The organism is Marinobacter salicampi, assembly GCF_011074795.1.
In the GTDB taxonomy this organism is placed as follows: Bacteria; Pseudomonadota; Gammaproteobacteria; order Pseudomonadales; family Oleiphilaceae; genus Marinobacter; species Marinobacter salicampi.
On the sequence record NZ_JAAMPF010000018.1, the window covers coordinates 97,744 to 121,033 of the forward strand.

Annotated in this window: 22 protein-coding genes; 8 read left to right on the top strand and 14 right to left on the bottom strand. The window is 60.9% G+C overall.

The window, feature by feature from the left end:
- The first annotated feature begins 152 nt into the window (after positions 1–152).
- From G7W63_RS09500 to G7W63_RS09525, 6 genes are all read left to right on the top strand, one after another.
- A complete protein-coding gene (locus G7W63_RS09500; protein ID WP_166256644.1) occupies positions 153–1,586 on the top strand; it encodes a YfcC family protein in 1,434 nt (477 codons plus the stop codon).
- 14 nt (positions 1,587–1,600) lie between these two features.
- A complete protein-coding gene (locus G7W63_RS09505; protein ID WP_166256647.1) occupies positions 1,601–2,827 on the top strand; it encodes an arginine deiminase in 1,227 nt (408 codons plus the stop codon).
- Positions 2,828–2,871: 44 nt separating this feature from the next.
- Positions 2,872–3,873 carry an ornithine carbamoyltransferase gene (argF, locus tag G7W63_RS09510; protein ID WP_166256650.1) on the top strand — a complete coding sequence of 334 codons (1,002 nt, stop codon included), beginning with the start codon at positions 2,872–2,874 and terminating at the stop codon, positions 3,871–3,873.
- A 3-nt stretch (positions 3,874–3,876) separates the two neighbouring features.
- Positions 3,877–4,788, top strand: coding sequence for a carbamate kinase (gene arcC / locus G7W63_RS09515; protein WP_166256653.1), 912 nt, complete (start codon positions 3,877–3,879; stop codon positions 4,786–4,788).
- A gap of 124 nt (positions 4,789–4,912) precedes the next feature.
- Positions 4,913–6,499 carry an ABC-F family ATPase gene (locus G7W63_RS09520; protein ID WP_166256656.1) on the top strand — a complete coding sequence of 529 codons (1,587 nt, stop codon included), beginning with the start codon at positions 4,913–4,915 and terminating at the stop codon, positions 6,497–6,499.
- Between the two features lie 160 nt (positions 6,500–6,659).
- Positions 6,660–7,448, top strand: a complete 789-nt coding sequence (locus tag G7W63_RS09525) for a dienelactone hydrolase family protein (protein ID WP_166256659.1) — start codon at positions 6,660–6,662, stop codon at positions 7,446–7,448.
- Here G7W63_RS09525 and G7W63_RS09530 read toward each other — a convergent pair.
- From G7W63_RS09530 to tpx (G7W63_RS09565), 8 genes are all read right to left on the bottom strand, one after another.
- Positions 7,336–9,108, bottom strand: coding sequence for an ABC transporter transmembrane domain-containing protein (locus G7W63_RS09530; protein ID WP_166256662.1), 1,773 nt, complete (start codon positions 9,106–9,108; stop codon positions 7,336–7,338). The genes G7W63_RS09525 and G7W63_RS09530 overlap by 113 nt on opposite strands.
- 53 nt (positions 9,109–9,161) lie before the next feature.
- Positions 9,162–10,106: a bifunctional Delta(1)-pyrroline-2-carboxylate/Delta(1)-piperideine-2-carboxylate reductase gene (gene lhpI / locus G7W63_RS09535; RefSeq protein ID WP_166256665.1), complete on the bottom strand. Its 945-nt coding sequence runs from the start codon at positions 10,104–10,106 to the stop codon at positions 9,162–9,164.
- A gap of 30 nt (positions 10,107–10,136) precedes the next feature.
- Positions 10,137–11,054, bottom strand: coding sequence for a branched-chain amino acid ABC transporter permease (locus G7W63_RS09540; protein WP_166256668.1), 918 nt, complete (start codon positions 11,052–11,054; stop codon positions 10,137–10,139).
- Between the two features lie 7 nt (positions 11,055–11,061).
- The gene (locus tag G7W63_RS09545) at positions 11,062–11,952 is read right to left on the bottom strand and encodes a branched-chain amino acid ABC transporter permease (protein ID WP_166258272.1); all 891 of its coding nucleotides are present in this window, start codon (positions 11,950–11,952) and stop codon (positions 11,062–11,064) included.
- Positions 11,953–12,064: 112 nt separating this feature from the next.
- Positions 12,065–13,282: an ABC transporter substrate-binding protein gene (locus G7W63_RS09550; RefSeq protein WP_166256671.1), complete on the bottom strand. Its 1,218-nt coding sequence runs from the start codon at positions 13,280–13,282 to the stop codon at positions 12,065–12,067.
- A gap of 36 nt (positions 13,283–13,318) precedes the next feature.
- Positions 13,319–14,029: an ABC transporter ATP-binding protein gene (locus tag G7W63_RS09555; protein ID WP_166256674.1), complete on the bottom strand. Its 711-nt coding sequence runs from the start codon at positions 14,027–14,029 to the stop codon at positions 13,319–13,321.
- On the bottom strand, positions 14,019–14,810 hold the full coding sequence (locus G7W63_RS09560) for an ABC transporter ATP-binding protein (RefSeq protein WP_166256677.1): 792 nt from the start codon (positions 14,808–14,810) through the stop codon (positions 14,019–14,021). The genes G7W63_RS09555 and G7W63_RS09560 overlap by 11 nt, the downstream gene beginning before the upstream one ends.
- Positions 14,811–15,052: 242 nt before the next feature.
- Positions 15,053–15,550: a thiol peroxidase gene (gene tpx, locus G7W63_RS09565; RefSeq protein WP_166256680.1), complete on the bottom strand. Its 498-nt coding sequence runs from the start codon at positions 15,548–15,550 to the stop codon at positions 15,053–15,055.
- A gap of 154 nt (positions 15,551–15,704) precedes the next feature.
- Between tpx (G7W63_RS09565) and G7W63_RS09570 the strand changes: the two genes are divergently transcribed.
- Positions 15,705–15,908 carry a hypothetical protein gene (locus G7W63_RS09570; protein ID WP_166256683.1) on the top strand — a complete coding sequence of 68 codons (204 nt, stop codon included), beginning with the start codon at positions 15,705–15,707 and terminating at the stop codon, positions 15,906–15,908.
- Here G7W63_RS09570 and G7W63_RS09575 read toward each other — a convergent pair.
- From G7W63_RS09575 to G7W63_RS09590, 4 genes are all read right to left on the bottom strand, one after another.
- The gene (locus G7W63_RS09575; protein WP_166256686.1) at positions 15,905–16,831 is read right to left on the bottom strand and encodes a DMT family transporter; all 927 of its coding nucleotides are present in this window, start codon (positions 16,829–16,831) and stop codon (positions 15,905–15,907) included. The genes G7W63_RS09570 and G7W63_RS09575 overlap by 4 nt on opposite strands.
- A 39-nt stretch (positions 16,832–16,870) precedes the next feature.
- Positions 16,871–18,352: a succinylglutamate desuccinylase/aspartoacylase family protein gene (locus tag G7W63_RS09580; RefSeq protein ID WP_242634372.1), complete on the bottom strand. Its 1,482-nt coding sequence runs from the start codon at positions 18,350–18,352 to the stop codon at positions 16,871–16,873.
- A gap of 219 nt (positions 18,353–18,571) precedes the next feature.
- Positions 18,572–18,982, bottom strand: a complete 411-nt coding sequence (locus G7W63_RS09585; RefSeq protein ID WP_166256689.1) for a DUF2784 domain-containing protein — start codon at positions 18,980–18,982, stop codon at positions 18,572–18,574.
- 2 nt (positions 18,983–18,984) lie between these two features.
- On the bottom strand, positions 18,985–20,640 hold the full coding sequence (locus tag G7W63_RS09590) for an MBL fold metallo-hydrolase (protein WP_242634373.1): 1,656 nt from the start codon (positions 20,638–20,640) through the stop codon (positions 18,985–18,987).
- A 179-nt stretch (positions 20,641–20,819) separates the two neighbouring features.
- Between G7W63_RS09590 and G7W63_RS09595 the strand changes: the two genes are divergently transcribed.
- Positions 20,820–21,245: a thioesterase family protein gene (locus tag G7W63_RS09595; protein ID WP_166256692.1), complete on the top strand. Its 426-nt coding sequence runs from the start codon at positions 20,820–20,822 to the stop codon at positions 21,243–21,245.
- Here G7W63_RS09595 and G7W63_RS09600 read toward each other — a convergent pair.
- On the bottom strand, positions 21,231–22,523 hold the full coding sequence (locus G7W63_RS09600; protein ID WP_166258281.1) for an MATE family efflux transporter: 1,293 nt from the start codon (positions 22,521–22,523) through the stop codon (positions 21,231–21,233). The genes G7W63_RS09595 and G7W63_RS09600 overlap by 15 nt on opposite strands.
- Positions 22,524–22,708: 185 nt before the next feature.
- Positions 22,709–23,209, bottom strand: a complete 501-nt coding sequence (tpx, locus tag G7W63_RS09605; protein WP_166256695.1) for a thiol peroxidase — start codon at positions 23,207–23,209, stop codon at positions 22,709–22,711.
- Positions 23,210–23,290 lie beyond the last annotated feature (81 nt).

Sequence of the window (23,290 nt, forward strand, 5' to 3'; positions counted from 1 at the left end):
CACTTCAACTTTAAACAAGTGTTAAATATTCACCGCAGTGATCATAGGCAGTTTCCCTGATCACGGTTATGTGATTGACCTGCATCAACCGGTGCCTCTGCGGGCAGTGATAGCGTGAGCTCCACCCTGCCATTGCCGTCAAGGAACCCGTCATGGCCACGTCCTCTGAAGAAAAACCGAGCCGATTCCGCTTTCCGTCGGCCTTTACCATTCTTTTCTTGCTGATTGTCGTGGTCGCTGCCATGACGTGGATTGTGCCTGCCGGTCAATACGAGCGCGTGGCAAGCGATGAGCTTGGTCGGGATGTGCCGGTGCCGGGCACCTACCAGGAAGTCGAAGCGAATCCCCAGGGTCTGTTTGATGTGCTGATGGCACCTATTGCCGGTCTGTACAGCCCGGACACCTACGAAGCCAATGCCATTGATATTGCCCTATTTGTGCTGGTTATCGGGGGGTTTATCGGTGTTGTAACCGCCACCGGGGCCATTGACGCGGGCATTACCCGGGCCATGAAACGCATGACCGGCCACGAGAAATGGATGATTCCCATCTTGATGGGTCTGTTTGCGCTCGGCGGCACCACCTATGGCATGGCCGAGGAGACGCTGGCGTTCTACATGCTGCTCATTCCGATCATTATCGCCGCTGGGTATGACGCCGTGACCGCAGTGGCGATCATACTCCTCGGTGCCGGTGTCGGGGTGCTGGGCTCCACAGTCAACGCCTTTGCCACGGTTATTGCTTCGGACGCTGCGGGCATCCCGTTTACCGAAGGTATGGTGCTGCGGCTGGTCATTCTTGTGCTCTGTTTTATTGCCTGCGTCGCCTATGTCATGCGTTACGCAGAGAAGGTTCGCAAGGATCCTTCAAAATCAATCGTGTACGACCATCGGGAAGAGGACAAGCAGAAGTTCGCCACCTCCCGCCCCCTGGAGGAAGTCGAGACTTTCACCGGTATCCACAAGCTGGTGCTTGTGCTTTTCGGCCTGACGTTTGCCGTAATGGTTTGGGGTGTGCTGATGGGGGGCTGGTGGATGGGCGAGATGACCGCCCTGTTCCTGGCCGCCAGTATTGTGGTGGGGCTTGTGGCGCGGCTGGGTGAAAGCCGGCTGGTGACAAGCTTCGTGGACGGCGCACGGGACCTTCTGGGGGTGGCCCTGATCATTGGCCTTGCCCGTGGCATCGTGGTCATCATGGATGCGGGGATGATCACCGATACTATCCTGCACTGGTCGGAAGAGATGGTGACCGGCTTCTCCACCGTGGTCTTTATCAATGTGATGTACTGGCTCCAGGTCATGCTGTCCTTTTTCGTGCCATCGTCTTCCGGCCTTGCGGTTCTGACCATGCCGATCATGGCACCCATGGCAGACTTCGCCGGTGTCGGCCGGGAACTGGTAGTGACCGCCTATCAGTCGGCCAATGGCCTGGTCAATCTGATCAACCCCACCTTTGCAGTGGTCATGGGAGCGCTTGCCATCGGGCGCATTCCCTATGAGCGCTGGCTTAAATTCATGGGGCCCCTGTTGCTGATACTGACGGTGATCATCTCGGTCTGCCTCAGCGTCGCGGCCCTGTTGGCCTGATCAAGGAGCGAAATGTGACTATACAGTATGGAGTTCATTCGGAAATCGGCAAGCTGCGCCGGGTGCTGGTACACAGACCCGGGCTTGCACTTACCCGCCTGACCCCGGCCAACCACCAGGACTTGCTGTTCGACGACCTGGTCTGGGTCAAGCAGGCGCGTATCGAGCATATGGCGTTTACTGATGCCATGCGCTACCGGGGTGCCGAGGTGGTTTACCTGCGGGAACTGCTGGAGCAGACACTGAACGATCAGGAGGCCAAGCGCTGGTTACTGGATCGCCGGATCTCCGACAATACCGTCGGTGTGGGGCTGTCAGACGACCTTCATGCCTGCCTGATGGAAATGGACGCCAAGCCGCTGTCGTCCATTCTGGTGGGTGGTATGAGCCGGGCTGAGCTGCCAGTGGCGGCCACGGGGGTATTTGCCCCGTCGCTATTGCCAGAGGATTTCGTGCTGTCACCTCTGCCCAACCACCTGTTCACCCGTGACACCAGCTGCTGGGTCTTCGGTGGCGTGCTGCTTAATCCCATGCGCTGGAATGCCCGGCGACTGGAAACCCTGAACGTCACGGCCATCTACCGCTTCCATCCGGACTTCCGGGACGCCGGTTTTACTGAATGGTGGGGCGATCCGGATGCCGACCATGGCCTTGCGTACTGTGAGGGTGGTGATGTCATGCCCGTGGGTAATGGTGTGGTGCTGATCGGCATGGGGGAGCGGACCACACCCCAGGCCGTGAGCCAGATCGCCCGGGCCCTGTTCGCCCAGGGCGCTGCCGAGCGCGTGATCGCCTGCAAGCTGCCCCGGGAGCGTTCCTACATGCACCTGGATACGGTGTTCACTTTCTGTGACCGGGACCTGGTGACGGTCTTCTCAGAGGTGGTCAACCGGATAGAAGCCTATTCCATCCGCCCCGGCGACCGGCCCGACAGTCTCGAGTGTACTGCAGAGTCACGACACTTCCTGGAGGTGGTCGCTGAGGCTATCGGCGTTAAACAGCTGAGGGTCATTCCTACCGGTGGCGATGCCTATGAAAGCCAGCGGGAACAATGGGACGACGGCAATAACGTGATTGCCCTCGAGCCCGGGGTGGTAGTGGCCTACGACCGCAATACCCACACTAATACCATGCTGCGCAAAGCCGGTGTCGAGGTGATTACCATACCGGGCTCGGAACTGGGCCGGGGCCGGGGCGGTGGTCATTGCATGACTTGCCCACTGGTACGTGATCCGGTCTGAGCTGCTACCGGCTCTGATTCAACTTCCTAATTCTGAGGTCTGTCATGCCTGTCAATATTCACGGCCGTAGCCTGCTCAAACTGCTCGATTTCACGCCTCTGGAGATTCGCTTCCTGCTCAAGCTGGCTGCCTCTCTCAAGACTGCCAAGTACGGCGGCTTTGAGGAGCCCCGACTCAAGGGCAAGAACATTGCCCTGATCTTTGAAAAAGACTCTACCCGGACCCGCGCCGCCTTTGAGGTGGCGGCTCATGACCAGGGCGCCCACGTCACCTACCTGGGCCCTTCCGGCAGCCAGCTCGGCTCCAAGGAAACCATGAAAGACACCGCCCGGGTTCTGGGCCGTCTCTACGATGGCATCGAGTACCGGGGCTTCGAGCATGAAAAAGTCGAGGAACTGGCCAGCTACGCCGGAGTGCCGGTATACAACGGCCTGACCGACAAGTTTCACCCCACCCAGATCCTGGCCGACTTCATGACCATGCGGGAGTTCACCCACAAGCACCTGTCGGAGATCCGCTTCTGCTTCATGGGCGACGCAAGGAACAATATGGGCGACTCCCTGATGACCGGCGCCGCGCTGATCGGTATGGATATCCGACTCTGCGCCCCAAAGGCGTGCTGGCCGGACCCTGAGCTGGTGGACACCTGCCGCGCCATTGCTGCTCGTACAGGCAGGCGGATAACCCTGACCGAAAGCGTTGCGGATGCGGTTCAGGGCTGCGACTTCATTTATACCGATGTCTGGGTGTCCATGGGTGAACCGGACGAGGTCTGGGCCAGTCGTATCAAACTGCTTGAGCCCTATCGGGTGACTTCGGAAGTCATGGCCGCCACCGGCAATCCCCACACCAAGTTCATGCACTGCCTGCCGGCCTTCCATAACCGCGACACCAAGGTCGGGCAGCGAATCTATGAGCAGTTCGGATTGGAGTGCATGGAAGTGACAGAGGAAGTCTTCGAGTCGCCGGCGTCGGTGGTATTCGATCAGGCTGAAAACCGCATGCACACCATCAAGGCCGTTCTGGTCGCCACCCTGGGAGGCTGACACATGCGTATTGTCGTGGCACTAGGGGGTAATGCCCTGTTGCGCCGGGGTGAGCCCCTGAGCGCGGAAAACCAGCGCCGGAATGTCCGAGTCGCGGCAAAGGCGCTGGCAGAGCTGGCCGTAGATCATCAGATCATTGTCACCCATGGCAATGGTCCCCAGGTGGGCCTGCTGGCGCTGCAGGCCCTGGCCTACACTGAAGTCGCTGCGTACCCGCTGGATATCCTGGGCGCTGAAACTGAAGGCATGATCGGCTATGTGATTGAGCAGGAGCTGATGAATGCACTGCCTGAAGGCGCGCGTTGCGCGACTCTGCTGACCCAGATTCAGGTGGATGGCAATGATCCGGCCTTTGCCAGCCCCAGCAAGCCGATCGGTCCGGTGTATGGCGAAGAGGCCAGGAGTCGGCTTGGAGACGAGCGAGGCTGGAGCTTTGTGGAAGAGGCAGCTGGCCAGTGGCGCAGGACCGTTCCATCGCCCTTGCCCCGTGCCATTCTTCAGCTTGATGTGTTACAGCAGCTGGTTGAGGCGGGCGTCGTGGTTGTGTGCGCCGGCGGCGGGGGCATTCCGGTCATACGCAGGGCCGACGGCCAGTTTGAAGGCGTTGAAGCGGTGATCGACAAGGACCGGGCCGCCGGTCTGTTGGCAGAAAACCTGAAAGCGGATGCCTTCCTGATGCTGACGGATGTGGAGGCAGTCTTCGCCGACTGGGGCGGCCCGGACCAGCACGCTATTTCCCATGCCGACCCGGATCAGCTTGCCACCATGGATTTTGCCGCCGGTTCCATGGGCCCCAAGGTGACCTCAGCCTGCGACTTCGCCAGCCGCACCGGCGGTATGGCGGGCATCGGCCGGCTGGAGGACGCCGCCCGTATTCTGGTCGGTGAGGCAGGAACCACCGTGCGCCGCCGCTAGGACAGCACGGTTTTTCCCTATCCGGATTCTTGTTGCCGGACTGACACTGACTGTCGGAAATCTGTACAATTGCGTCTTTTCCGCGCCGGTACCACGCCGGCGCCCGACGTCTACAGGTTTATCTTTGATCTCCACAGCCAATATCACCATGCAGTTCGGGGCCAAGCCCCTGTTTGAAAACGTTTCCGTCAAGTTCGGCAATGGCAACCGTTACGGTCTGATCGGCGCCAACGGTTGCGGCAAGTCCACCTTCATGAAAATCCTCGGGAGTGATCTGGAGCCGTCCAGTGGCCACGTAATGCTGGAGCCCAACATCCGTCTGGGCAAGTTGCGCCAGGACCAGTTCGCGTTCGAAAGCCACAGCGTCATTGATACCGTTATCATGGGCCACGAAGAGCTGGCCCGGGTAAAAGCCGAGCGGGACCGTATCTACTCCCTGGCCGAGATGTCTGAAGAAGACGGCATGGCGGTGGCAGACCTGGAGGTCCAGTTCGCTGAAATGGACGGCTACACCGCTGAATCCCGGGCCGGCGAGCTGTTGCTGGGACTGGAAATTCCGCTGGAGCAGCACGAAGGCCCCATGAGCGCCTTGGCGCCGGGCTGGAAGCTCCGCGTCCTGCTGGCCCAGGCCCTGTTTTCGGACCCGGACGTTTTGCTGCTGGACGAGCCCACCAACCACCTGGACATCAACACCATCCGCTGGCTGGAAAACATCCTCATTGCCCGTAACAGCACCATGGTGATCATTTCCCACGACCGCCACTTCCTCAACAGCGTCTGCACCCACATGGCCGACCTGGACTACGGAGAGCTGCGGCTGTTCCCCGGCAACTATGATGAGTACATGACCGCCGCCACCCAGGCCCGCGAGCGCATGTTGTCGGAGAATGCCAAGAAAAAGGCCCAGATTGCCGAGCTTCAGCAGTTTGTCAGCCGCTTCTCTGCCAACGCCTCAAAGGCCAAGCAGGCGACCTCCCGGGCCCGCCAGATCGACAAGATCCAGCTGGACGAGGTGAAACCCTCCAGCCGGGTGAGCCCGTTTATCCGCTTCGAGCAGAACAAGAAGATCCATCGCCAGGCAGTGACCCTGAAGAATCTGCATAAGGGCTTTGGTGACGAGCAGGTGCTCTGTGGCTTCGACCTTCAGGTGGAGGCGGGCGAACGTATTGCCATCATCGGCCCCAACGGTATCGGCAAGACCACCCTGCTGCAGTGTATGGCGGGCAAGCTGACGCCGGAGAAGGGCGAGGTGAAATGGACCGACAGCGCCGAGGTGGGCTACTTCGCCCAGGATCATACGGAAGACTTTGCCCAGGACGATAATCTCAGCGACTGGATGGCCCAGTGGACCCAGGGCGGCGAGCAGCTCATCCGCGGCACCCTCGGACGCATGCTGTTCTCGGGAGATGACATCGCCAAGTCGGTGCGGGTGATTTCCGGTGGCGAACAGGGGCGTATGCTGTTCGGCAAGCTCATCCTGCAGAAGCCCAACGTGCTGCTGATGGATGAGCCCACCAACCACCTGGACATGGAATCCATAGAGTCCCTGAACCTGGCGCTGGAGAACTACCCCGGTACCCTGATTTTCGTCAGCCACGACCGGGAATTTGTGTCCTCCCTGGCCACCCGCATCGTGGAAATGCGACCGGATGGCGTTATCGATTTCAGCGGTAGCTACGACGATTACCTGCGCAGTCAGGGTTACCTCTAGAAGGTTTCCGGATACCAGCGGCGACTGCCCACCAACACAGCCCGCCGCCGATTGAAGTTGGCTGATTCATCATGTTAGTTGTAAGGCACGTCTCTTTTGCTGTGGGACAGGGGCGCTGAAGGTTCAGCGCTCACAACTCATGGACGAAGCGAGGTGCCTTATGACCAGCAAAGCCGGACGTATGAATGATGCCCGCCCAGTGGTTATCGGCGAAGGCAGCAACCAGCTGAACGCCGACCTCACCCTGCCAGAAGGTGATCCCCAGGGCCTTGTCCTGTTCGCCCACGGCAGCGGCAGCAGTCGCTTCAGCAGCCGTAACCGGCAGGTGGCCAGTTCCCTGGTCAGCCGGGGCATGGCAACCCTGATGCTGGATTTGCTTACCGAAGAGGAAGAGCGGGAAGACGTGGTTACCCGCGAGTTTCGCTTTGACATTCCCATGCTTGCAGGCCGGCTCGTGGGGGCCCTGGACTGGATGGCGGAGAATGGCGAACTGGCCGGCCTCCCTGCCGGGCTCTTCGGCGCCAGCACTGGCGCAGGTGCAGCCCTGATTGCAGCCGCGGAAAGGCCGGCCAGGGTGGCGGCTGTTGTGTCCCGTGGCGGACGTCCTGATCTGGCCGGGGAAGCCCTGGTCCGGGTCCGGGCGCCGACCCTGCTGATTGTGGGCGGTAACGATACGCCAGTGATCGGTATGAACCGGGACGCGGCCTCCCAGATGCAGTGCCAGGTCAGGACCGAGGTTGTCCCTGGCGCCACCCACCTGTTCGAGGAGCCGGGCAAACTGGAGACAGTGTCCGAACTTGCGTCGGACTGGTTTCTCGAGCACTTCCAGAAGAGCCTCAGGCCTCGGCCGGCGTTCGGAACTGCAGGTCTGCCAGTCGGGCATAGAGGGCGTCGGTCTTCACCAGTTCGTTGTGGGGGCCGAGGCCCTGTAGCCGCCCCTGATCAATGACCGCGATGCGATCCGCATGTTTCACCGTTGCCAGCCGGTGGGCGATCACCAGGGTTGTGCGGCCGGCCATCAGCCGGGGCATGGCTTCCTGTATCAGGTGCTCACTCTGGGCATCCAGGGCACTGGTGGCCTCGTCCAATAGCAGGATCGGTGCATCCACCAGCAGGGCCCGGGCAATCGCCAGGCGCTGTTTCTGGCCTCCTGACAGGCCCTGGCCGGCGTCGCCCAGGCGGGTCTGGTAGCCGTCCGGCATCTGACGAATGAACTCGTCGGCATGGGCTACCCGGGCCGCCTCTTCAATCTGGGCCTGACTGGCGTCCAGCCTGCCGTAGCGGATGTTGTCAGCGATGGTGCCGTAGAACAGGGCCGGCTCCTGGGACACGAACGCGAAGCAACGCCTCAGTTCCGCCGGATCGAGCTGCCGGATGTCGATACCATCAATTCGAAGCGTGCCTTGTTGCGGATCGAAAAACCGCAACAGAAGATCAAACAGGGTGGACTTGCCCGCCCCTGAAGGGCCCACCAGGGCCAGGCTTTCCCCCGCGTTTACCTCAAGACTGAAGTCATGAATCACGGTCACGTCCGGACGGCCGGGGTAGGTGAACCGCACCTTGTCGAAGCTGATCGCACCTTTCACCTTGGCTGGCAGATGTTGCAGGCCCTCCTTGGGTGCCCGGATTTCGCTCTCGGTACGGAGCAGCTCGACAATCCGGGCGGCGGCTCCTGCGGCCCGCTGGAGTTCGCCGATAACCTCGCTCAGCGAACCCACGGATGAACCCACAATCAGGCTGTAGAACACGAAGGCGGCCAGTTCGCCCCCGGTAATCCGACCGGCGATCACGTCCAGTCCGCCCACCCAGAGCATCACCCCCACCGCGCCCAGGATCAGCAGGATCACCACGGCAATCAGCCAGGCCCGCTGGCGGATGCGCTGCCGTGCCACCCCGAAGGCCTGCTCCACCACGCCGGAGAAACGGGCCTCATCCTCGGGCTGGTGGTTATAGGCCTGCACGGTCTTGATCTGACCGAGGATCTCGCCCACATAGCTGCCCACATCGGCAATGCGGTCCTGGCTCAGCCGGGACAGACGCCGCACGCGGCGGCCGAAAATCAGGATCGGTGCCACCACCAGGGGAACCGCCAGCAGCACAATCATGGTGAGTTTGACGTTGGTGATGAACAGCAGAACAATGCCACCCACCAGCATGACGATGTTGCGCAGGGCCACGGACACGGTTGAGCCGATGACCGACTGCAGGACCGTGGTGTCAGTGGTCAGCCGGGACTGGATCTCGATGCCACGATTGGTTTCGAAAAAGCCGGGATGCAGTTCGATCAGATGGTTGAATACCTGCTTGCGGATGTCTGCCACGACCCGCTCACCGATCCAGGACACCAGGTAGAAGCGGGCGAAGGTGCCGATAGCCAGCCCTAGAATCAGCACGAAAAAAAGCATGACCGACTGGTTCAGCAGTTCCGGCGACCGGGTAACGAAGCCCTGGTCCACCAGCAGCCGGATTCCCTGACCCAACGACAGGGTGATGCCGGCAGTGAAGACCAGGGCCAGCAGGGCGCCCACCACATACCGGCGGTAGGGACTGAGGAAATGCAGGATCATGGCCAGCGTCTGTTTGCGCTCGCCAGTGGTATCAGTGGTCATAGGAAGTCCGGACCTGGGGCAGCGGATGATCGTGTCAGATCATCGCATTCTGGTCAGGTGCTGGCCACTCCTACCCGTTCCCAGACCTCAATGGCGGCGGCCAGGTCTTCCAGGGATGCGCCGACGGACTTGAACAGGGTAATGGCGTTATCATCGGTCCGGCCTTTACCCTCACCCCGTAGCAACTCAGCCAGTTCCGCCCGGATGTCCTGCTCCCTGAAAACGCCTTCCTGGATTGCCTGGAGTATGTCGCCGCCTTCGCCCAGGGCGCCGGCGTAGGTATCTACGTACACCTCAGCGTTGGCAAAACAGTCACTGTCGCTTTCGCGCATGGTCGGTCGAAAGGCACCCACCAGGTCCAGATGGCTCCCGGGTTTCAGCGCCCGGCCGTGCACCAGGGCTTCGGTTGAAAGGGTGGCACAGCTGATGATGTCCGCTTCGGACACGGCTTCATCCAGATCCCCGACGGCTGCCGAGTCGAAACGGTCAGCAAAGGTGCGCGCCAGCTCGGCAGCCTTGCCCGGGTTGCGACCCCAGATGCGCAGGCGGGTTATGGGTCGCACGGCAGCATGGGCCTCCACCAGCATGGGGGCCAGTTTGCCGGTGCCCACCACCAGCAGGGAGCTGGCGTCTTGCCGGGCAAGCTCGCGGGCTGCCAGAGCGGAGGCGGCTGCGGTCCGTCGCCGGGTGAGCTCGCTGCCATCGATGCAGGCCAGGGGCCGACCGTGCTGGCCTTCGCAGAGCAGATACACGCCTGAAATTGCGGGCAGTCCATGGTCGGCATTCTGGGGGAAAACGTTGACCATTTTCATGCCGATGTAACCGGCTTTTTCCCAGGCCGGCATTAACAGCAGGGTCGCTTCGCCGTCCGGCCGGTGCATGGCGTGGTGATGGCGGGGCGGAGCTTCCACGCCCTGGCGAAAGGTCTCGGCGAGACGCTCGATCAACGCCTGCCAGGGCAGGGATTCGGCCACTTCCCGGGCTGAGATGACTTGCATGAACAGGCTCCCGTTTTGTTGGTCGGGCAACTATCTGCGTTTTTGGAACTGGCGCTCCAGCTCTCCGATAATGCCCCGGCGGAATACCATTACGCAGATGACGAAAATAGTGCCAAGAATCACCTGCACCCAGGAACCGTACGAACTCAGTTCGTGACTGAGCGCACCGACGGTCAGTGCCCCGAGTACAGGCCCGAAGACGGTACCCAGGCCGCCAACCAGGGTCATCAGGATGACCTCGCCGGAGGTTTGCCAGTGGGCACTGGTCAGTGACGCAAACTGGAACACCACGGCTTTGGTGGCCCCGGCAAGCCCCGCGAGGGTGGCTGAGATGACAAAGGCGAAGAGTTTGAACCGATTGACGTCGTAACCCAGGGACAGGGCCCGGTCCTCATTCTCACGAATGGCCTGGAGCACTTCGCCGAAGGGCGAATGAATGGTGCGGTAGATAATGCCGAAGCCCACCAGGAAGATGGTGAAGACGAAATAGTACATGGCCAGCGAGCTGTTCAGATCAATAAAGCCGAACAGCATGCCCCGGGGTACGCCCTGGAGGCCGTTCTCACCGCCGGTGAACGGCAGCTGGAGCGCCATGAAATAGATGATCTGGGCCAGGGCCAGGGTGACCATGGCGAAGTAGATGCCCTGGCGGCGGATGGCCAGGTAGCCGAAGCCGATGCCCAGTATCAGGGCGAAACCGGTGCCGGTCAGAATGCCCACCAGGGGCGGAAAGCCCCAGGCCTTGATGGCGTAGCCCGCAATATAGGCGCCGCCGCCAAAGAAGGCCGCGTGGCCGAACGACAGCAGACCAACATAACCCAGCAGCAGGTTGAAGGCACAGGCAAACAGGGCAAAGCACAGCAGGTCCATGACAAAGACGGGATAGGCATAGAAAGGCGCAGTGAGGCCTGCGATCAGCATAAGGGCGAAAAGGATACGGTTCATCATGGCTGGCTCACTTCTCCTTGCCAAACAGGCCGGCGGGGCGGAACAGAAGCACCAGGACCATCAGGAAAAAAATGACCGTGCTGGCGGCCGGTGGGTAGATTACCTTGGTCAGGCCTTCCACAAGGCCCAGGGCAAGGCCCGACAGGATGGCGCCCATGATGGAGCCCATGCCGCCAATCACCACCACCGCGAACACAACGATGATCAGGTCGGCACCCATAAGCGGGCTGACCGAGTAGATGGGCGCTGCCAGAACCCCGGCAAGGCCCGCCAGACCACAGCCAAACCCGAAGGTGAGGGTGATCATCAGCGGTACGTTGAGCCCGAAGGCCTGGGTCAGTTCCGGGTTCTCGACTCCGGCCCGCAGGCGGGACCCGAGCTTGGTGTGCTCGATGAAGTACCAGGTGGCAAAGCACACCACCAGCGAGAACACGATGGCGAACAGCCGGTAGGTGGGGAAATACATGAAGCCCAGGTTGACCACGCCACTCAGGCTTTCAGGCTGGCCGGGGTAGGGGGTACCGGAAACATTGAAATAGTTGGCGAACAGGCCCTGGAGAATCAGGGTGATGCCGAACGTCAGCAACAGCCCATAAATATGGTCCAGCTTGTACAGGCGTTGGAGCATGGTTCGTTCGATCAGAATACCAAGGGCGCCCACAAGAAGGGGCGCCAGGATCAGCGACGGCCAGAAACCGATTTCCATACTGATGCCGAACCAGCGTTCGATGAACGAGTAACCGATCAGAGCAATAAAGGCACCCAGCATATACATGGCGCCATGGGCGAAGTTGATGATGTTGAGCAGGCCGAAGATAACGGCCAGGCCCAGGCTCAACATGGCATAGAACACCCCGACATTCAGACCCAGCAGAGCCTGGGAGAGCACGACCGTCATTGACACGTGAATGACTCCTCACCGGATTGGTGGCAGTTCAGAAGGTTGTTGCCGGGGCCCGGCGTGAGCCGGGTCCCCGGGTAGTCAGCTTGCTGATCTAAACAGCCGGTCCTCAGTTAACCAGCGCGCACTTGGTCTCTTCCATGGTGATGTAGGCTTCTTCTGCGGGAATCGTTGATACCACTTTCAGCAGGTCCCACTCTTCGGTGGATTCGTCCGGCTTTTTCACTTCCACCAGGTACATGTCGTGCAGCATGGAACCGTTAGGGGCGATGGTGCCGTCTTTTACGAAAAAGTCGTTGAGGGTCATTTCACCCAGCTTCTCGCGCACCTTGTCACTGTCGTCGCTCTCTACGGCCTTGACCGCTTCGAGGTAGTGGGTGACGGCCGAATAGACACCGGCGTGGACCATGGTGGGCATGGCGCCGTGGCGGTCATAAAACTTGCGGGACCAGGCTTCGGCTTCTTCGTCCTGGTTCCACACGAAGGCACTGGTGAACTGAAGCCCCTGGGCGGTTTCCAGGCCCATGCTCTGGATGTCTGTGATAAACACGAGCATGCCGGCCAGCTTCTGACCGCTCTGTACGATCCGGAACTGGTTCGCCTGCTTGATGGCGTTCACGGTGTCCTGACCCGCGTTCGACAGGCCGATAACATCTGCTCCCGACGACTGGGCCTGAATCAGATAGGAGGAGAAATCGTTGGTGCCCAGCGGCGCGTTGACGTTGCCGACCACTTCGCCACCGAGGTTTTTGACCACCTCGGAGGTGTTATCTGTCAGTGAGTGGCCAAAGGCATAATCCGCGGTAATGAAGAACCACTTCTTGCCGCCGTTCTGCACTATGGCAGTTGCGGTGCCCACAGGCAGGGCATGGGTATCGTAGACATAGTGGATACCGTAAGGCGTGCACTGCTCTTCTGTCAGGGCTGTGGTGCCCGCCCCGGTATTCATGGTGATGATTTTCTTGTCGTTCGCCAGGCCCTGTACCGCCAGCGCGACGGACGAGTTGTCCAGCGCCGTGATCATGTCCACGTCTTCGGCGTCAATCCATTCCCGGGCCGTGCTCGCGCCTATGTCCGGCTTGTTCTGGTGATCGGCGGAGATGATTTCGATTTCCTTGCCGAGCACCGTGCCGCCAAAATCCTCGATCGCCATTTCAGCGGCAATGACAGCACCCGGGCCTTCCAGTGACTTGTAGACCCCCGACATATCGCTCAGTACACCAATCTTGACCTTGTCGTCAGACAACTCGGCAGCTGAGGTCAACGGCAATGCCAGACTGGCCAGCCCGACAGCGCCTGCGATCCCCTTCGTCCATTTGTTAAGCATAATCCTTACCTCTGTTGTTATTGGTTTCGAGTCCGGTCAGACACTCAGGTGTCTGTTTAACTGCTCTTGCTTGGCTTCGAGTTCTGCCGCTTCTATGCACTCCACAACACGGCCGTGCTCGATCACGTAATGCCGGTCGGCTAGCGGCGCCGCAAAACGAAAGTTCTGCTCCACCAGCACGATGGTAAAACCCTGTTCCCTGAGGTCATGGATCACCTTGCCCAGGGATTTCAGGATAACGGGGGCCAGCCCTTCGGTGATCTCATCCAGCAACAGCAGGGTAGCCCCGGTTCTCAATATGCGGGCGATGGCCAGCATCTGCTGCTCGCCCCCCGACAGCTTCGAGCCCTGGCTGGCGCGACGCTCCTTGAGGTTGGGAAACATCCGGTAGATCTCGTCGACAGACATACCACCCTTGGCGAGCACCGGCGGCAGCTCAAGATTCTCGTCTACGTTGAGGCTGGCGAAGATTCCCCGCTCTTCCGGGCAATAACCCAGACGCCCCACGTGGGCGATGCGGTGGGTTGGCATGTCGATCACTTCGGTGCCATGCAGGCGTATTGATCCAGTGCGTCGGCCTACCAGCCCCAGAATGGCCTTGAGGGTGGTGGTACGGCCGGAACCGTTACGGCCCAGCAGGGTAATCACTTCCCCCTCCCTGACCGTCAGCTCCATGCCATGAAGGATGTGAGACTCGCCATACCATGCGTGCAGGTTCTCGATACGCAGTAATTCCTCATTCGGCATCGACGGTCCCCATGTATGCTTCCATCACCAATGGATTGTTGGATACGGTCTGGTAATCCCCTTCCGCCAGGATCTCGCCACGGTTAAGCACCGTGATGGTGTCCGCTACTGAGGCCACCACGCTCAGGTTGTGTTCGACCATGATGATGGTCCGGCCTTCCACCACCCGTTTGATCAGTTCCGTTACCGTCCCAACGTCCTCGGCACTCATGCCCTGGGTCGGCTCGTCCAGCAGCATCAGTCTGGGTTCCAGGGCAACGGTGGTGGCAATTTCGAGGGCGCGTTTCCGGCCATAGGCCAGTTCAACGGCAGGCGTGTCGCCGAATTCAGCCAGCCCCACCTGTTCCAGCAAAGCCTGGGCCTGGTCGTCGAGCTGGGTCAGAATCTTCAGGGGGCGCCAGAAGTGGTAGGACACCCCGAGCTTGCGTTGCAACGCAATACGCACATTGTTGCGGGCGCTTAAGTGGGGAAATACCGAAGAAATCTGGAACGATCGGATGATGCCGTTCTGGGCAATATCCGCCGGCTTGCGATGGGTTATGTCCTGGTCTTCAAAAATGATGGACCCTGAAGTTGGGGTCAGGAACTTGGTCAACAGATTGAAGAAGGTGGTCTTGCCTGCGCCATTGGGACCGATCAGGGCATGAATGCTGCCTTGCTTGACCGCCAGGTTGATGTCCTTGATCGCGGTAAATCCCTTGAAATCCTTGGTTAAGCCCCGGGTTTCCAGAATGGTACGGGCGTTCTGACTCGGGTCATTCGACGGACTCTGGTCATTCACAAAAAGACACTCCGGTCTGTTTGGGCACTGCGCTTCTACGCGTCTCGGCCTTTTATTGTTATTCGGAGACAAGGGTGCACAAATCACCTGTCGCCGGCTTCAGTTAAGTCGGTGGTTGCTCATACTGTCAAGCCGACGATGACTAGACGTTCGGCCAGACCCGATAAACACGGGTCTGGCAGCGAGCGGCAGAGGAGGCAGGCGAGTGGGGGGAAGCTAGGGGTCCAGGGCCTATGGCGGCCTCAGAGGCTGGCAAGGGCCTGGTCGTAGTCCGGTTCCTGACCGATTTCCGGTACCTGCTCGCTGTGAATGACTCGGCCCTCGCTGTTGATGACCACCACAGCCCGGGACAAGAGCCCCTTGAGCGGCCCGTCGATCATGGCTACGCCGTAGTCTTGGCCGAATTCAGGATTACGGAAAGTTGAAACATTGATCACCCGGTCCAGCCCCTCGGCGCCGCAGAATCTGGCCTGGGCGAAAGGCAGGTCCGCAGACACACAGAGTACCTGGGTGTTGTCCAGCGAGGACGCCAGTTCGTTGAAACGGCGTACGGATTTCGCGCAGGTGGGGGTATCAATGCTGGGGAAGATATTGAGGATCACATTGCTGACCTTGAGGTCCGCAAGCGACAGCTCGCTCAGGTCAGACCGGGTGAACCGGGCCTGCGGCGCAGTCTGGCCAGGGGCCGGGAGTGTGCCTGTGGTATGAAGTTCAGCGCCTCTTCGGGTAATGGTGGTCATGTGTTTTCCTCGATACTTGATGATGGATAGGGTCCCGGCAACATGGCACAAAGCTGTGGGCCATAACAACCTGGCCCCTGATGCGCTGTTATTGGCACCTGCGGCGCTTGTTCCGGTCTCTGGTGTCACGCACATTTACGGGTCGTTATAGCCAATGGATCCGTTAAATGAACGGCCCAGCCAGCTGCTGGTGCTGGAACGGGATGCCTTTGTCCGGCCTCAGGTATTCGATGGCCTTGAGAAGTACGTCCGTGATCTGGTACGCATACCTGTCGATGCCAACCACTGGGCCCAGCGGGAACGACCCGAGCGCATCACCGAACTGGTACGCCGACACGCCCTGGCCCACGGTGTCTAGGAGATCACTGCCTTACCGGCAGACGCCGGTCGGGTGGTCATCAGCAGACCAATGAGGATAAGCGCGCCGCCGGCCAGGTGGAACAGGCTGAGGCGCTCACCCAGGAACAGGCCGGCAAGCACGGAACCGTATACCGGCGTCAGGTACATGAAAACCGCCGCTTTGGCGGGCCCGATCCGATGCACGCCGTTATTCCAGAAGGCGTAAGCCAGGATGCCCGGGAAGATGGCGACGTAGAGCAGGGGCGGAATCGTGCCCGGGGTAAGCTCAAAGCCGCCGGAGAAAAACAGCAGGTCAAGCAGGTAGAACGGCAGCACCACCACCACCCCCAGGGCGATCTGGACCGTCAGGAACGCGATCGGGTCCAGCGGCACTGATTGCCGCCTGAGAAGCACAGAGAACAGCCCCCAGCTGGCCACCGCCGCCACCATGATTAGGTCACCGGGCTGGAAGGCCAGCCCGCCCAGTACCTGCCAGGAGCCCTGGCCCACAACCACCAGGATACCGGCCAGCGCCAGCGCAATCCCCATGGCCTGGATCGGCCGGGTCCGGTCGCCCAGGATGAGCCAGGCCAGTAGGGCAACCATGATGGGTATGGTGGAATTAACCAGGGTGATGTTGAGGGCGGTGGTGGTGACCGCGGACAGATACAGCAGGGTATTGAAGGCGCCGACACTGAAGGTGGCCAGGGCGAGCATAGAACCCTTGTGCTTCATGATCACCGACCAGTGGGCACGAACCTTCGGCAGCCCGATGGGCAACAGGATCACCAGGGCGATGCACCAGCGCCAGAAAGCCAGCGACAGGGGTGGGATGGTATCCACCATGCCACGGGCCACCACAGCGTTCCCGGCCCAGAACAGCGGAGTCAGGATCAGGCCGATATAGGCGAGCCAGATAATACGGCGACTGTTGCCGGGCACGGAGCGCTCCCACTATGGAAAAGTTAGCTGGTGAGCATACTACTCTTCTCCCGGAACTTCCGCTTTCGCCCCGATATGGTAGGCGGCAAAGCCCGCCATCACGACCTGGTCCACCGCCATGCCGATGACCCGGCCGTCCCGGGGGGACCGCACAGGATGCTGGGCGTTGGTTATGGGGTCGGCCACGACCCCAAGGATCTGGCCGGTTGTCACCAGGTCGCCGAGCTTCACATCGCTGAACAGAATGCCGCCGTGCCCGGCCCGGATCCACTGAGAATCATAGTAGACCGGTTCCGGTTTGCCCCACACGAACAGCCGGGAGATCATGCCGTGACGTTCCATCAGACTGGTGAGGCTGTGTACGCCAGCGTCAATCTGGTCATCCTGAACGCGTAGGGACTCGCCAGCTTCCATGGTCACCGCGACGATACCTGCTCTTACCGCTGCGGTACGGAGCATGCCTGCACTGCCGGAGCTATGGACCACCGCCATAGCGTCAAAGCCCCGGGTGAACTCGGCCACATCCGGGTCATTCATATCGGCCCTTAGCTGGGGCAGGTTGGTGCGCTTGAGGGAGCCGGTGTGTATGTCCACCAGCATGTCACAGTGGCGTACGACCTCCTCGAACAAGGAGTGGGCAATACGGTCCGCCAGGCTGCCGTCCGGGTGCCCCGGAAAGTGCCGGTTTAGGTCCCGGCGATCTGGAAGGTAGCGTGACCCCTGCTGAAAACCCTGGACGTTGACGATTGGCACGCCAATCACCCGTCCTGACAGCTTGTCGGGTTCCAGGTCGTAAACCATGCGCCGGACAATCTCGATGCCGTTCAGCTCATCCCCGTGCACGGCGCCGGTCAAGCACAGGGTGGGGCCGGGCTGCTCGCCGTTGACCACCAGCACCGGCGTGGGCGGAGCCAGCCCTGAAATAGCTATGTTGGGTGACCAGGCCAGGCGGGTTGAGGTGCCCGGCAGAACCTCCGCACCCAGCAGGCGTAAAGGCTCTGCTCTGGCAGGCTCAGACTCAGGTGCGACCTCGGTAACGGAGCCGGGCGGTATGTTGTTTGCCGGGACATCGTCCGGGGCCGGTGGCTCGTTCAGTTCGGGAACAGTGCCAGCGGAATCCGGGCTGACCAGTTTGCTTGCGGAAGGGCTCGAAACAGGCCTTGATACCGGGCCCTTTGATGAGTCCGTCGGAGTTTCAGTGGCGGTCGTATCGTCTGTTGCCCCGGAAAGGGTCTCAGGAACCGTTTTGATGGGCTCTGGTGGCGGCGCCACCAGCTTCAGGTCGATGTTGGGGGCCACAATATTGGGCTCGGCATCGGTCTGCGGTTGCCCGCTGGCTGCTGTTTCCCGTTCACCGGCAGCTGCGCCAGCCTCCTCCATGTGCGGGTCATCAGATGAGACGCTGCCCCTGGGCACGGAGGCTTCGATATCATCGACACTTTCATCTTCTCCGGGCTCCGCTTCCACCCCCATGGCAACCGCGGGCATGCAGATCAGACCCAGAGCCAGGGCGAAAGCCATGAGCCGTGTCGGGAAGCCCTGCTTGCTGTTGAACAATGTACGGATAGAGCCACACTCCTGCCGTAAAGGCTGTGGGAAACCGGGCGATGCATTCGCCGCTTCGACCTGACTGGAGCCTAGCTTAAAGTAGGGGCCCGGCAGGGGGAACGGTCTGGAGGAAGTTTAATTTCGGCACTGCTTTTAACCGGACATAGCCATCAGAGTATGCGTGAACGCAGGTCAGGAGCTGCCCCGGTGGGAAAACCTGCCCGTTCCACTGGCACCTTTAGCTCGGCCACGTTTGCGCCAGAACAGACCGTAAATCAAAAGGTTGATAGCAAGCACGCCCAGGCCAAGCAGTATCTGCACCGGTCGTGTAAGCCCCGGTGGGTAAATAAGCTGGATCAGGTAATGTTCGAGAAAGCTGCCGCTGTAACCGGCCTCTCCAGCCAGCTCGCGCAAATGAATTTCCAGGGGTGTCAGTGGACAGGGCCAGCCCATGATGACCACCAGGGCCGCCCATGCCATCGCGGGCAGGTGCAGCCAGATCAGCCATCGCCGCCAGAAGCCAAGCAGTCCGCCAAGCACGGCATAGAGAATAAAAAGGCCGTGCACGACCAGAACAAGGTCCGCCGCCAGGCTCCAGATCATGGTTACGCCCCGGAGACCAGTTGCCAGTGATCGCCCTCTGCCCGGGCCCGGCCGTCCTGTACCAGCTTGTTAAGATGCGCCAGAAGGGAGCGGCTGGCGATGCCATGGATGGCGCTCGGCACGTCGTCGTAGACGTGGGGCGTCAGGTCAGCCAGTCGCGACGGTCCCTGGGCCTTCAGAGCCTCGACCACCTTGTGTTCCCGGGCCAGACGGTGGGTCGACAGATAGTCGATCACCGCATGGGCATGGCCCATCAGGAAGCCGTGGCCCGGGGCAATGTGGCGGATGTCTTCCTGCAGCAGCCTGTCGAGGGATTCAAGGTAGGCTTTCATATCGCCGTCCGGTGGGTTAATCACCACCGTGGAGCCCTGCATGATGTGGTCCCCGGAAAACAGCAGCTGTTCATCCTCTAGCAGATAGCACAGGTGATTGGAGGCGTGCCCTGGTGTATGCAGCGCCCGGAGGCGCCCTGCATCGGTTTCAACCTTGCTGCCATCCTGCAGGGTCTGGTCGGGCCGGAAGCTGCCATCCTGGGACGGCTCGTCGGGTCCTGCAATGCCCAGCAGGCGGGCTCCGGTCCGGGCCTGAAGGGGACCCGCCGCCGGCGAATGATCCCGGTGGGTATGGGTTACCAGTATTTGCTCAATACGGCCTCCGGTATATTCCAGTATGCGTTCCAGGTGGCCTTCGTCGGCGGGGCCCGGATCGATGACCGTAAAGCTGTCAGTGCCCAGAAGGTAGGTGTTGGTGCCTGGCCCGGTCATCATGCCGGCGTTGGGCGCTGTTAACCTCACCACGCCCGGGGCGATGGCAACCGGCTCACCGGTCCGGATGCTTGCCCGGGCCGAGCCAGAAGCGTTCGGGTCGAGCTTGCGTACTTCATCGTAGGCGGGTGCGCCGGGCTCCAGCATCTGCCGGCTGCCTGTACGATCCTGCGCCGGCCAGGGCTCGCTGGGGAAGGGCTCCGGTGGCTGGGCATGGGTATGGGCCAGCAGGGCGCTGGTGGTCCGGAACTCCGCCAAAATGCGCAAGGTCCTCAGGGTCGGGGAGCCAAACAGGCGCCGACCTTCGCGGTGATCCGCCAGGGCCTGGTCCGGTGAAAGCCAGACGTGTTCGATGGTTTCTACGCCGTCATGCTCCGGTACCTGGCCAGAGGGCGCCGCCGCCACAAAGAAGCGGGTATCGAAACGCCGGGGCGCACCGGGCGGCGTGATCCAGTGGCTAAGGTACGCCAGCCGGTCCAGTGGAAGCTTCAGGCGATGACGGCGGCACAGGTCCGCCAGCGGGACGTCGCCACAGCTGACGGCGTCGCGCTCACGGTGGATGTTGGGGTGGTTGGCACCTATCAGATGGCCCCCGGCATCCAGCGCCAGCAGAATACCGGCTTCCTCGAAACACTCTCTTATGGCCGCGATGAGATAGCCGGCCCCGCCGGAATCCAGGCCGAGCATGGCGCTGGCGGATTGGTCATCGTGGCCTTCCAGCCAGGGCAGGCAGTCCTGGTCGGCGGCGTCTACAGCCCCTCCCGGGAATACATAGAAACCGGGCAGGAAAACCGCGTCCCAGGTTCGCTGTAACAGCAGAACCTCAAGACCCTCGTTGGTGTCGCGGGTCAGAGCCAGGGTGGCGGCCGGTCTTATCTTGGTCTTTGGGTCCACAAGCGTTTCACTGTGCTGTTTGATGAAGTTTCAACATAGCGGAAAATCAAGCCTTCTGTCTGCCCCCGGATGGCTCAACAAATGCCTGAGATCGGGTTATCATTAGCGCATCCAGCTGTCAGCAGGCGTTCCTTGGGCTCTGCCCTGGCGCCCTTTTTATTCATCCTTCGAGTATCCCCATGGCCCGTATCAAATTATCGTTCCCGGACGATGCCTTTACGTTCGTCACCGAAATGCCTGTCCGTATCAGTGACATCAATGGCGCCAACCATCTGGGTAATGATGCCCTGATCTCGATGCTGTCGGAAGCCAGGGCGCAATTCCTGGTCAGCCATGGCATCCAGGAGTCCGACCGCGACGGTACCGGTATCATTGTCACCGACCTGGCAACCATGTATCAGTCAGAATCGTTTTTTCCGGAAGTCCTGCGGTTTGAGGTGGGGCTCATGGATTTCAACCGCTACGGCGGCGACTTCGTGTTCCGGGTCAGCAAGGCGGAAAGCGGCCAGCCGGTGGCACTGGCGAAATACGGCTTTGTGTTTTTCAACTATCTCAAAAAGCAGGTGGTGCCCATGCCTGACTCTTTCCGTTCACGCTTCGCCTGAGCGGCGCCTGGTGACGATCAGCCGCTCCATGCCATGGCGGTAGAAGCTGTAGGCCATGACTCCGGCCAGCAGGTTACCAATCAGGGCTCCGGTCATCAGGCCCTCAATGCCGGCCAGTTGCGCCCCGAGCCAGAGAAAAGGCAGAAAGCACAGGAACAGCCGCAGTAAAGACACCAGCAATGCCCGCAGGGCCAGCCCCAGGGCATTGCAGATCGACACCATGAGCATGCAGACGCCAAGGCCGCTGTAGCTCAGCGGTACCCGCACCAGGTAGTCCCGAAGCACCGCCTGTACACTGGTGTCGGTACTGAACAGCTGGGACACCAGCCCGGAGGCGATGAGCCACAGCAACCCCAGACAAAGCTGCCACAACACCACAAACCGAACCGCGATGCGGACCAGCTTACGGATGGTGGCAAGATCGCCGGCCCCGAGCAATCGGCCGATCATGGGTGGCAGGGACATGGTGAGGGCCAACACCACCACGATGGAGAAAAACTCCAGCCGGGTACCAAGCCCCCAGGCGGCTACTGCTGCCGAGCCGAAACCGGCCACCATAGCGGTGGCAACCATGGCCGCCACCGGCGGCATCAGTTGGCTCACCATGGCCGGCGCCATGATGCCGTTAAGCTGGCCCAGGGCCCTGGCAAGAGCCAGTTGGGAGAAGTCGAAACGAATCCAGCCGTTACGCCGCAGCCGGGGGTAGACAAAGGCACAGCCAAGGCCGAATGAGGTCACCGTGGCCCAGCCAGCGCCCGGCAGTCCCCAGCCAAAAACGAATATGTACAGCGGGTCCAGTGCGATATTGAGCAGGCTGGTGGCCACCATGACGTAGCCGGGGGTCCGGGTATCGCCATGGGAGCGGCAGACGCTGTAGCCAAAATACAGCATGGCCCCGGTCCATGCCGACAACAGCCAGGGAATCCAGTAGCTGCGAATCAACGGCAGTAGCTCGGGCTCGGCCCCCAGCATTGCCATGGTCCAGTCCCTGAGCAACCACATGACAATGGCAAGGGCCAGGACCAGAATACCCCCGACACAGACCACCAGACCGCCGAGGCGCTCGGCCCGACGCTCATCCCCGGCCCCAAGGGTGCGGGACACGATGGCAGTGGTCGCGATGCCAAGGCCGACCTGGAGGCCGATCACCAGCTGCTGCATGGGCAGGGTAAACCCCAGCGCGGCCAGGGGGTCCTTGCCCAGTTGGCCGATAAATGCACTGTCCGCCAGTTGGAAGCTCATCAGCGCCAGCACCCCGAACAGCATCGGCCAGGTCATGGCGGCGAGCTGGCGCGCCAGGCTGGTGTGCGGGTCTATGACGTTACTCACGGGTCAGGCTGGCCTTGCGGTCTGGATCGGGCTGGGGAGTTTACCAGAGTGGTTCCGGGCGCAGGAAATGCCGCCCGATGGTCCGATTATGCTCAGCCGTTCTCAAGACTCTCCGGCGACTGCACAGTCGGCGCTCAGGAAAGCGCTTTCAGGGCCGCGTTGTAGTCAGGCTCATTCTTGATCTCGCTGACGAGCTCGCTGTGCAACACGTTGTCTGCTTCATCGAGCACCACCACCGCGCGGGCGCAAAGTCCAGCCAGGGGTCCGCTCTGAATAGCGATGCCGTAGTCTTGCTGGAAGCTGTAGTTGCGAAACGTGGACAGGGTGATTACGTTCTTGAGGCCTTCGGCGCCGCAGAAACGGCCGGCGGCAAAAGGCAGGTCTCCGGATATTACCAGCACCACGGTGTTGTCCAGGCTGCCGGCTTTTTCGTTGAACTTGCGTGTAGAAGCGGCGCAGACGCCGGTATCAATGCTGGGAATGATGTTCAGTATTTTGCGCTTGCCGGCGTATTCCGCCAGGGTCACCTCTTCCAGGCTCTGGTTGGTCAGAACAAACGGTGCTGCCTTCTCGCCCGGGGCGGGGAAGGTGCCGCTGATTTCTATGGGGTTTCCGTCAAGTGTGACCTGGCTCATCCGGCAATCTCCTTGGTTGGTTCAATCTTCTTGGTTTCAGGGTAGTACAGACGGGACACTACTGTGTTGTGGTCGATAACA

What these genes read in the sequence shown, in the direction of transcription:
- G7W63_RS09500 (WP_166256644.1), top strand. Translation starts at nt 153, where the DNA reads ATGGCCACGTCCTCTGAAGAAAAACCGAGCCGATTCCGCTTTCCGTCG.
- argF (WP_166256650.1), top strand. Translation starts at nt 2,872, where the DNA reads ATGCCTGTCAATATTCACGGCCGTAGCCTGCTCAAACTGCTCGATTTC.
- arcC (WP_166256653.1), top strand. Translation starts at nt 3,877, where the DNA reads ATGCGTATTGTCGTGGCACTAGGGGGTAATGCCCTGTTGCGCCGGGGT.
- G7W63_RS09525 (WP_166256659.1), top strand. Translation starts at nt 6,660, where the DNA reads ATGACCAGCAAAGCCGGACGTATGAATGATGCCCGCCCAGTGGTTATC.
- G7W63_RS09530 (WP_166256662.1), bottom strand. Translation starts at nt 9,108, where the DNA reads ATGACCACTGATACCACTGGCGAGCGCAAACAGACGCTGGCCATGATC.
- lhpI (WP_166256665.1), bottom strand. Translation starts at nt 10,106, where the DNA reads ATGCAAGTCATCTCAGCCCGGGAAGTGGCCGAATCCCTGCCCTGGCAG.
- G7W63_RS09540 (WP_166256668.1), bottom strand. Translation starts at nt 11,054, where the DNA reads ATGATGAACCGTATCCTTTTCGCCCTTATGCTGATCGCAGGCCTCACT.
- G7W63_RS09545 (WP_166258272.1), bottom strand. Translation starts at nt 11,952, where the DNA reads ATGACGGTCGTGCTCTCCCAGGCTCTGCTGGGTCTGAATGTCGGGGTG.
- G7W63_RS09550 (WP_166256671.1), bottom strand. Translation starts at nt 13,282, where the DNA reads ATGCTTAACAAATGGACGAAGGGGATCGCAGGCGCTGTCGGGCTGGCC.
- G7W63_RS09555 (WP_166256674.1), bottom strand. Translation starts at nt 14,029, where the DNA reads ATGCCGAATGAGGAATTACTGCGTATCGAGAACCTGCACGCATGGTAT.
- tpx (WP_166256680.1), bottom strand. Translation starts at nt 15,550, where the DNA reads ATGACCACCATTACCCGAAGAGGCGCTGAACTTCATACCACAGGCACA.
- G7W63_RS09570 (WP_166256683.1), top strand. Translation starts at nt 15,705, where the DNA reads ATGGATCCGTTAAATGAACGGCCCAGCCAGCTGCTGGTGCTGGAACGG.
- G7W63_RS09580 (WP_242634372.1), bottom strand. Translation starts at nt 18,352, where the DNA reads ATGGCTTTCGCCCTGGCTCTGGGTCTGATCTGCATGCCCGCGGTTGCC.
- G7W63_RS09585 (WP_166256689.1), bottom strand. Translation starts at nt 18,982, where the DNA reads ATGATCTGGAGCCTGGCGGCGGACCTTGTTCTGGTCGTGCACGGCCTT.
- G7W63_RS09595 (WP_166256692.1), top strand. Translation starts at nt 20,820, where the DNA reads ATGGCCCGTATCAAATTATCGTTCCCGGACGATGCCTTTACGTTCGTC.
- G7W63_RS09600 (WP_166258281.1), bottom strand. Translation starts at nt 22,523, where the DNA reads ATGACCTGGCCGATGCTGTTCGGGGTGCTGGCGCTGATGAGCTTCCAA.
- tpx (WP_166256695.1), bottom strand. Translation starts at nt 23,209, where the DNA reads ATGAGCCAGGTCACACTTGACGGAAACCCCATAGAAATCAGCGGCACC.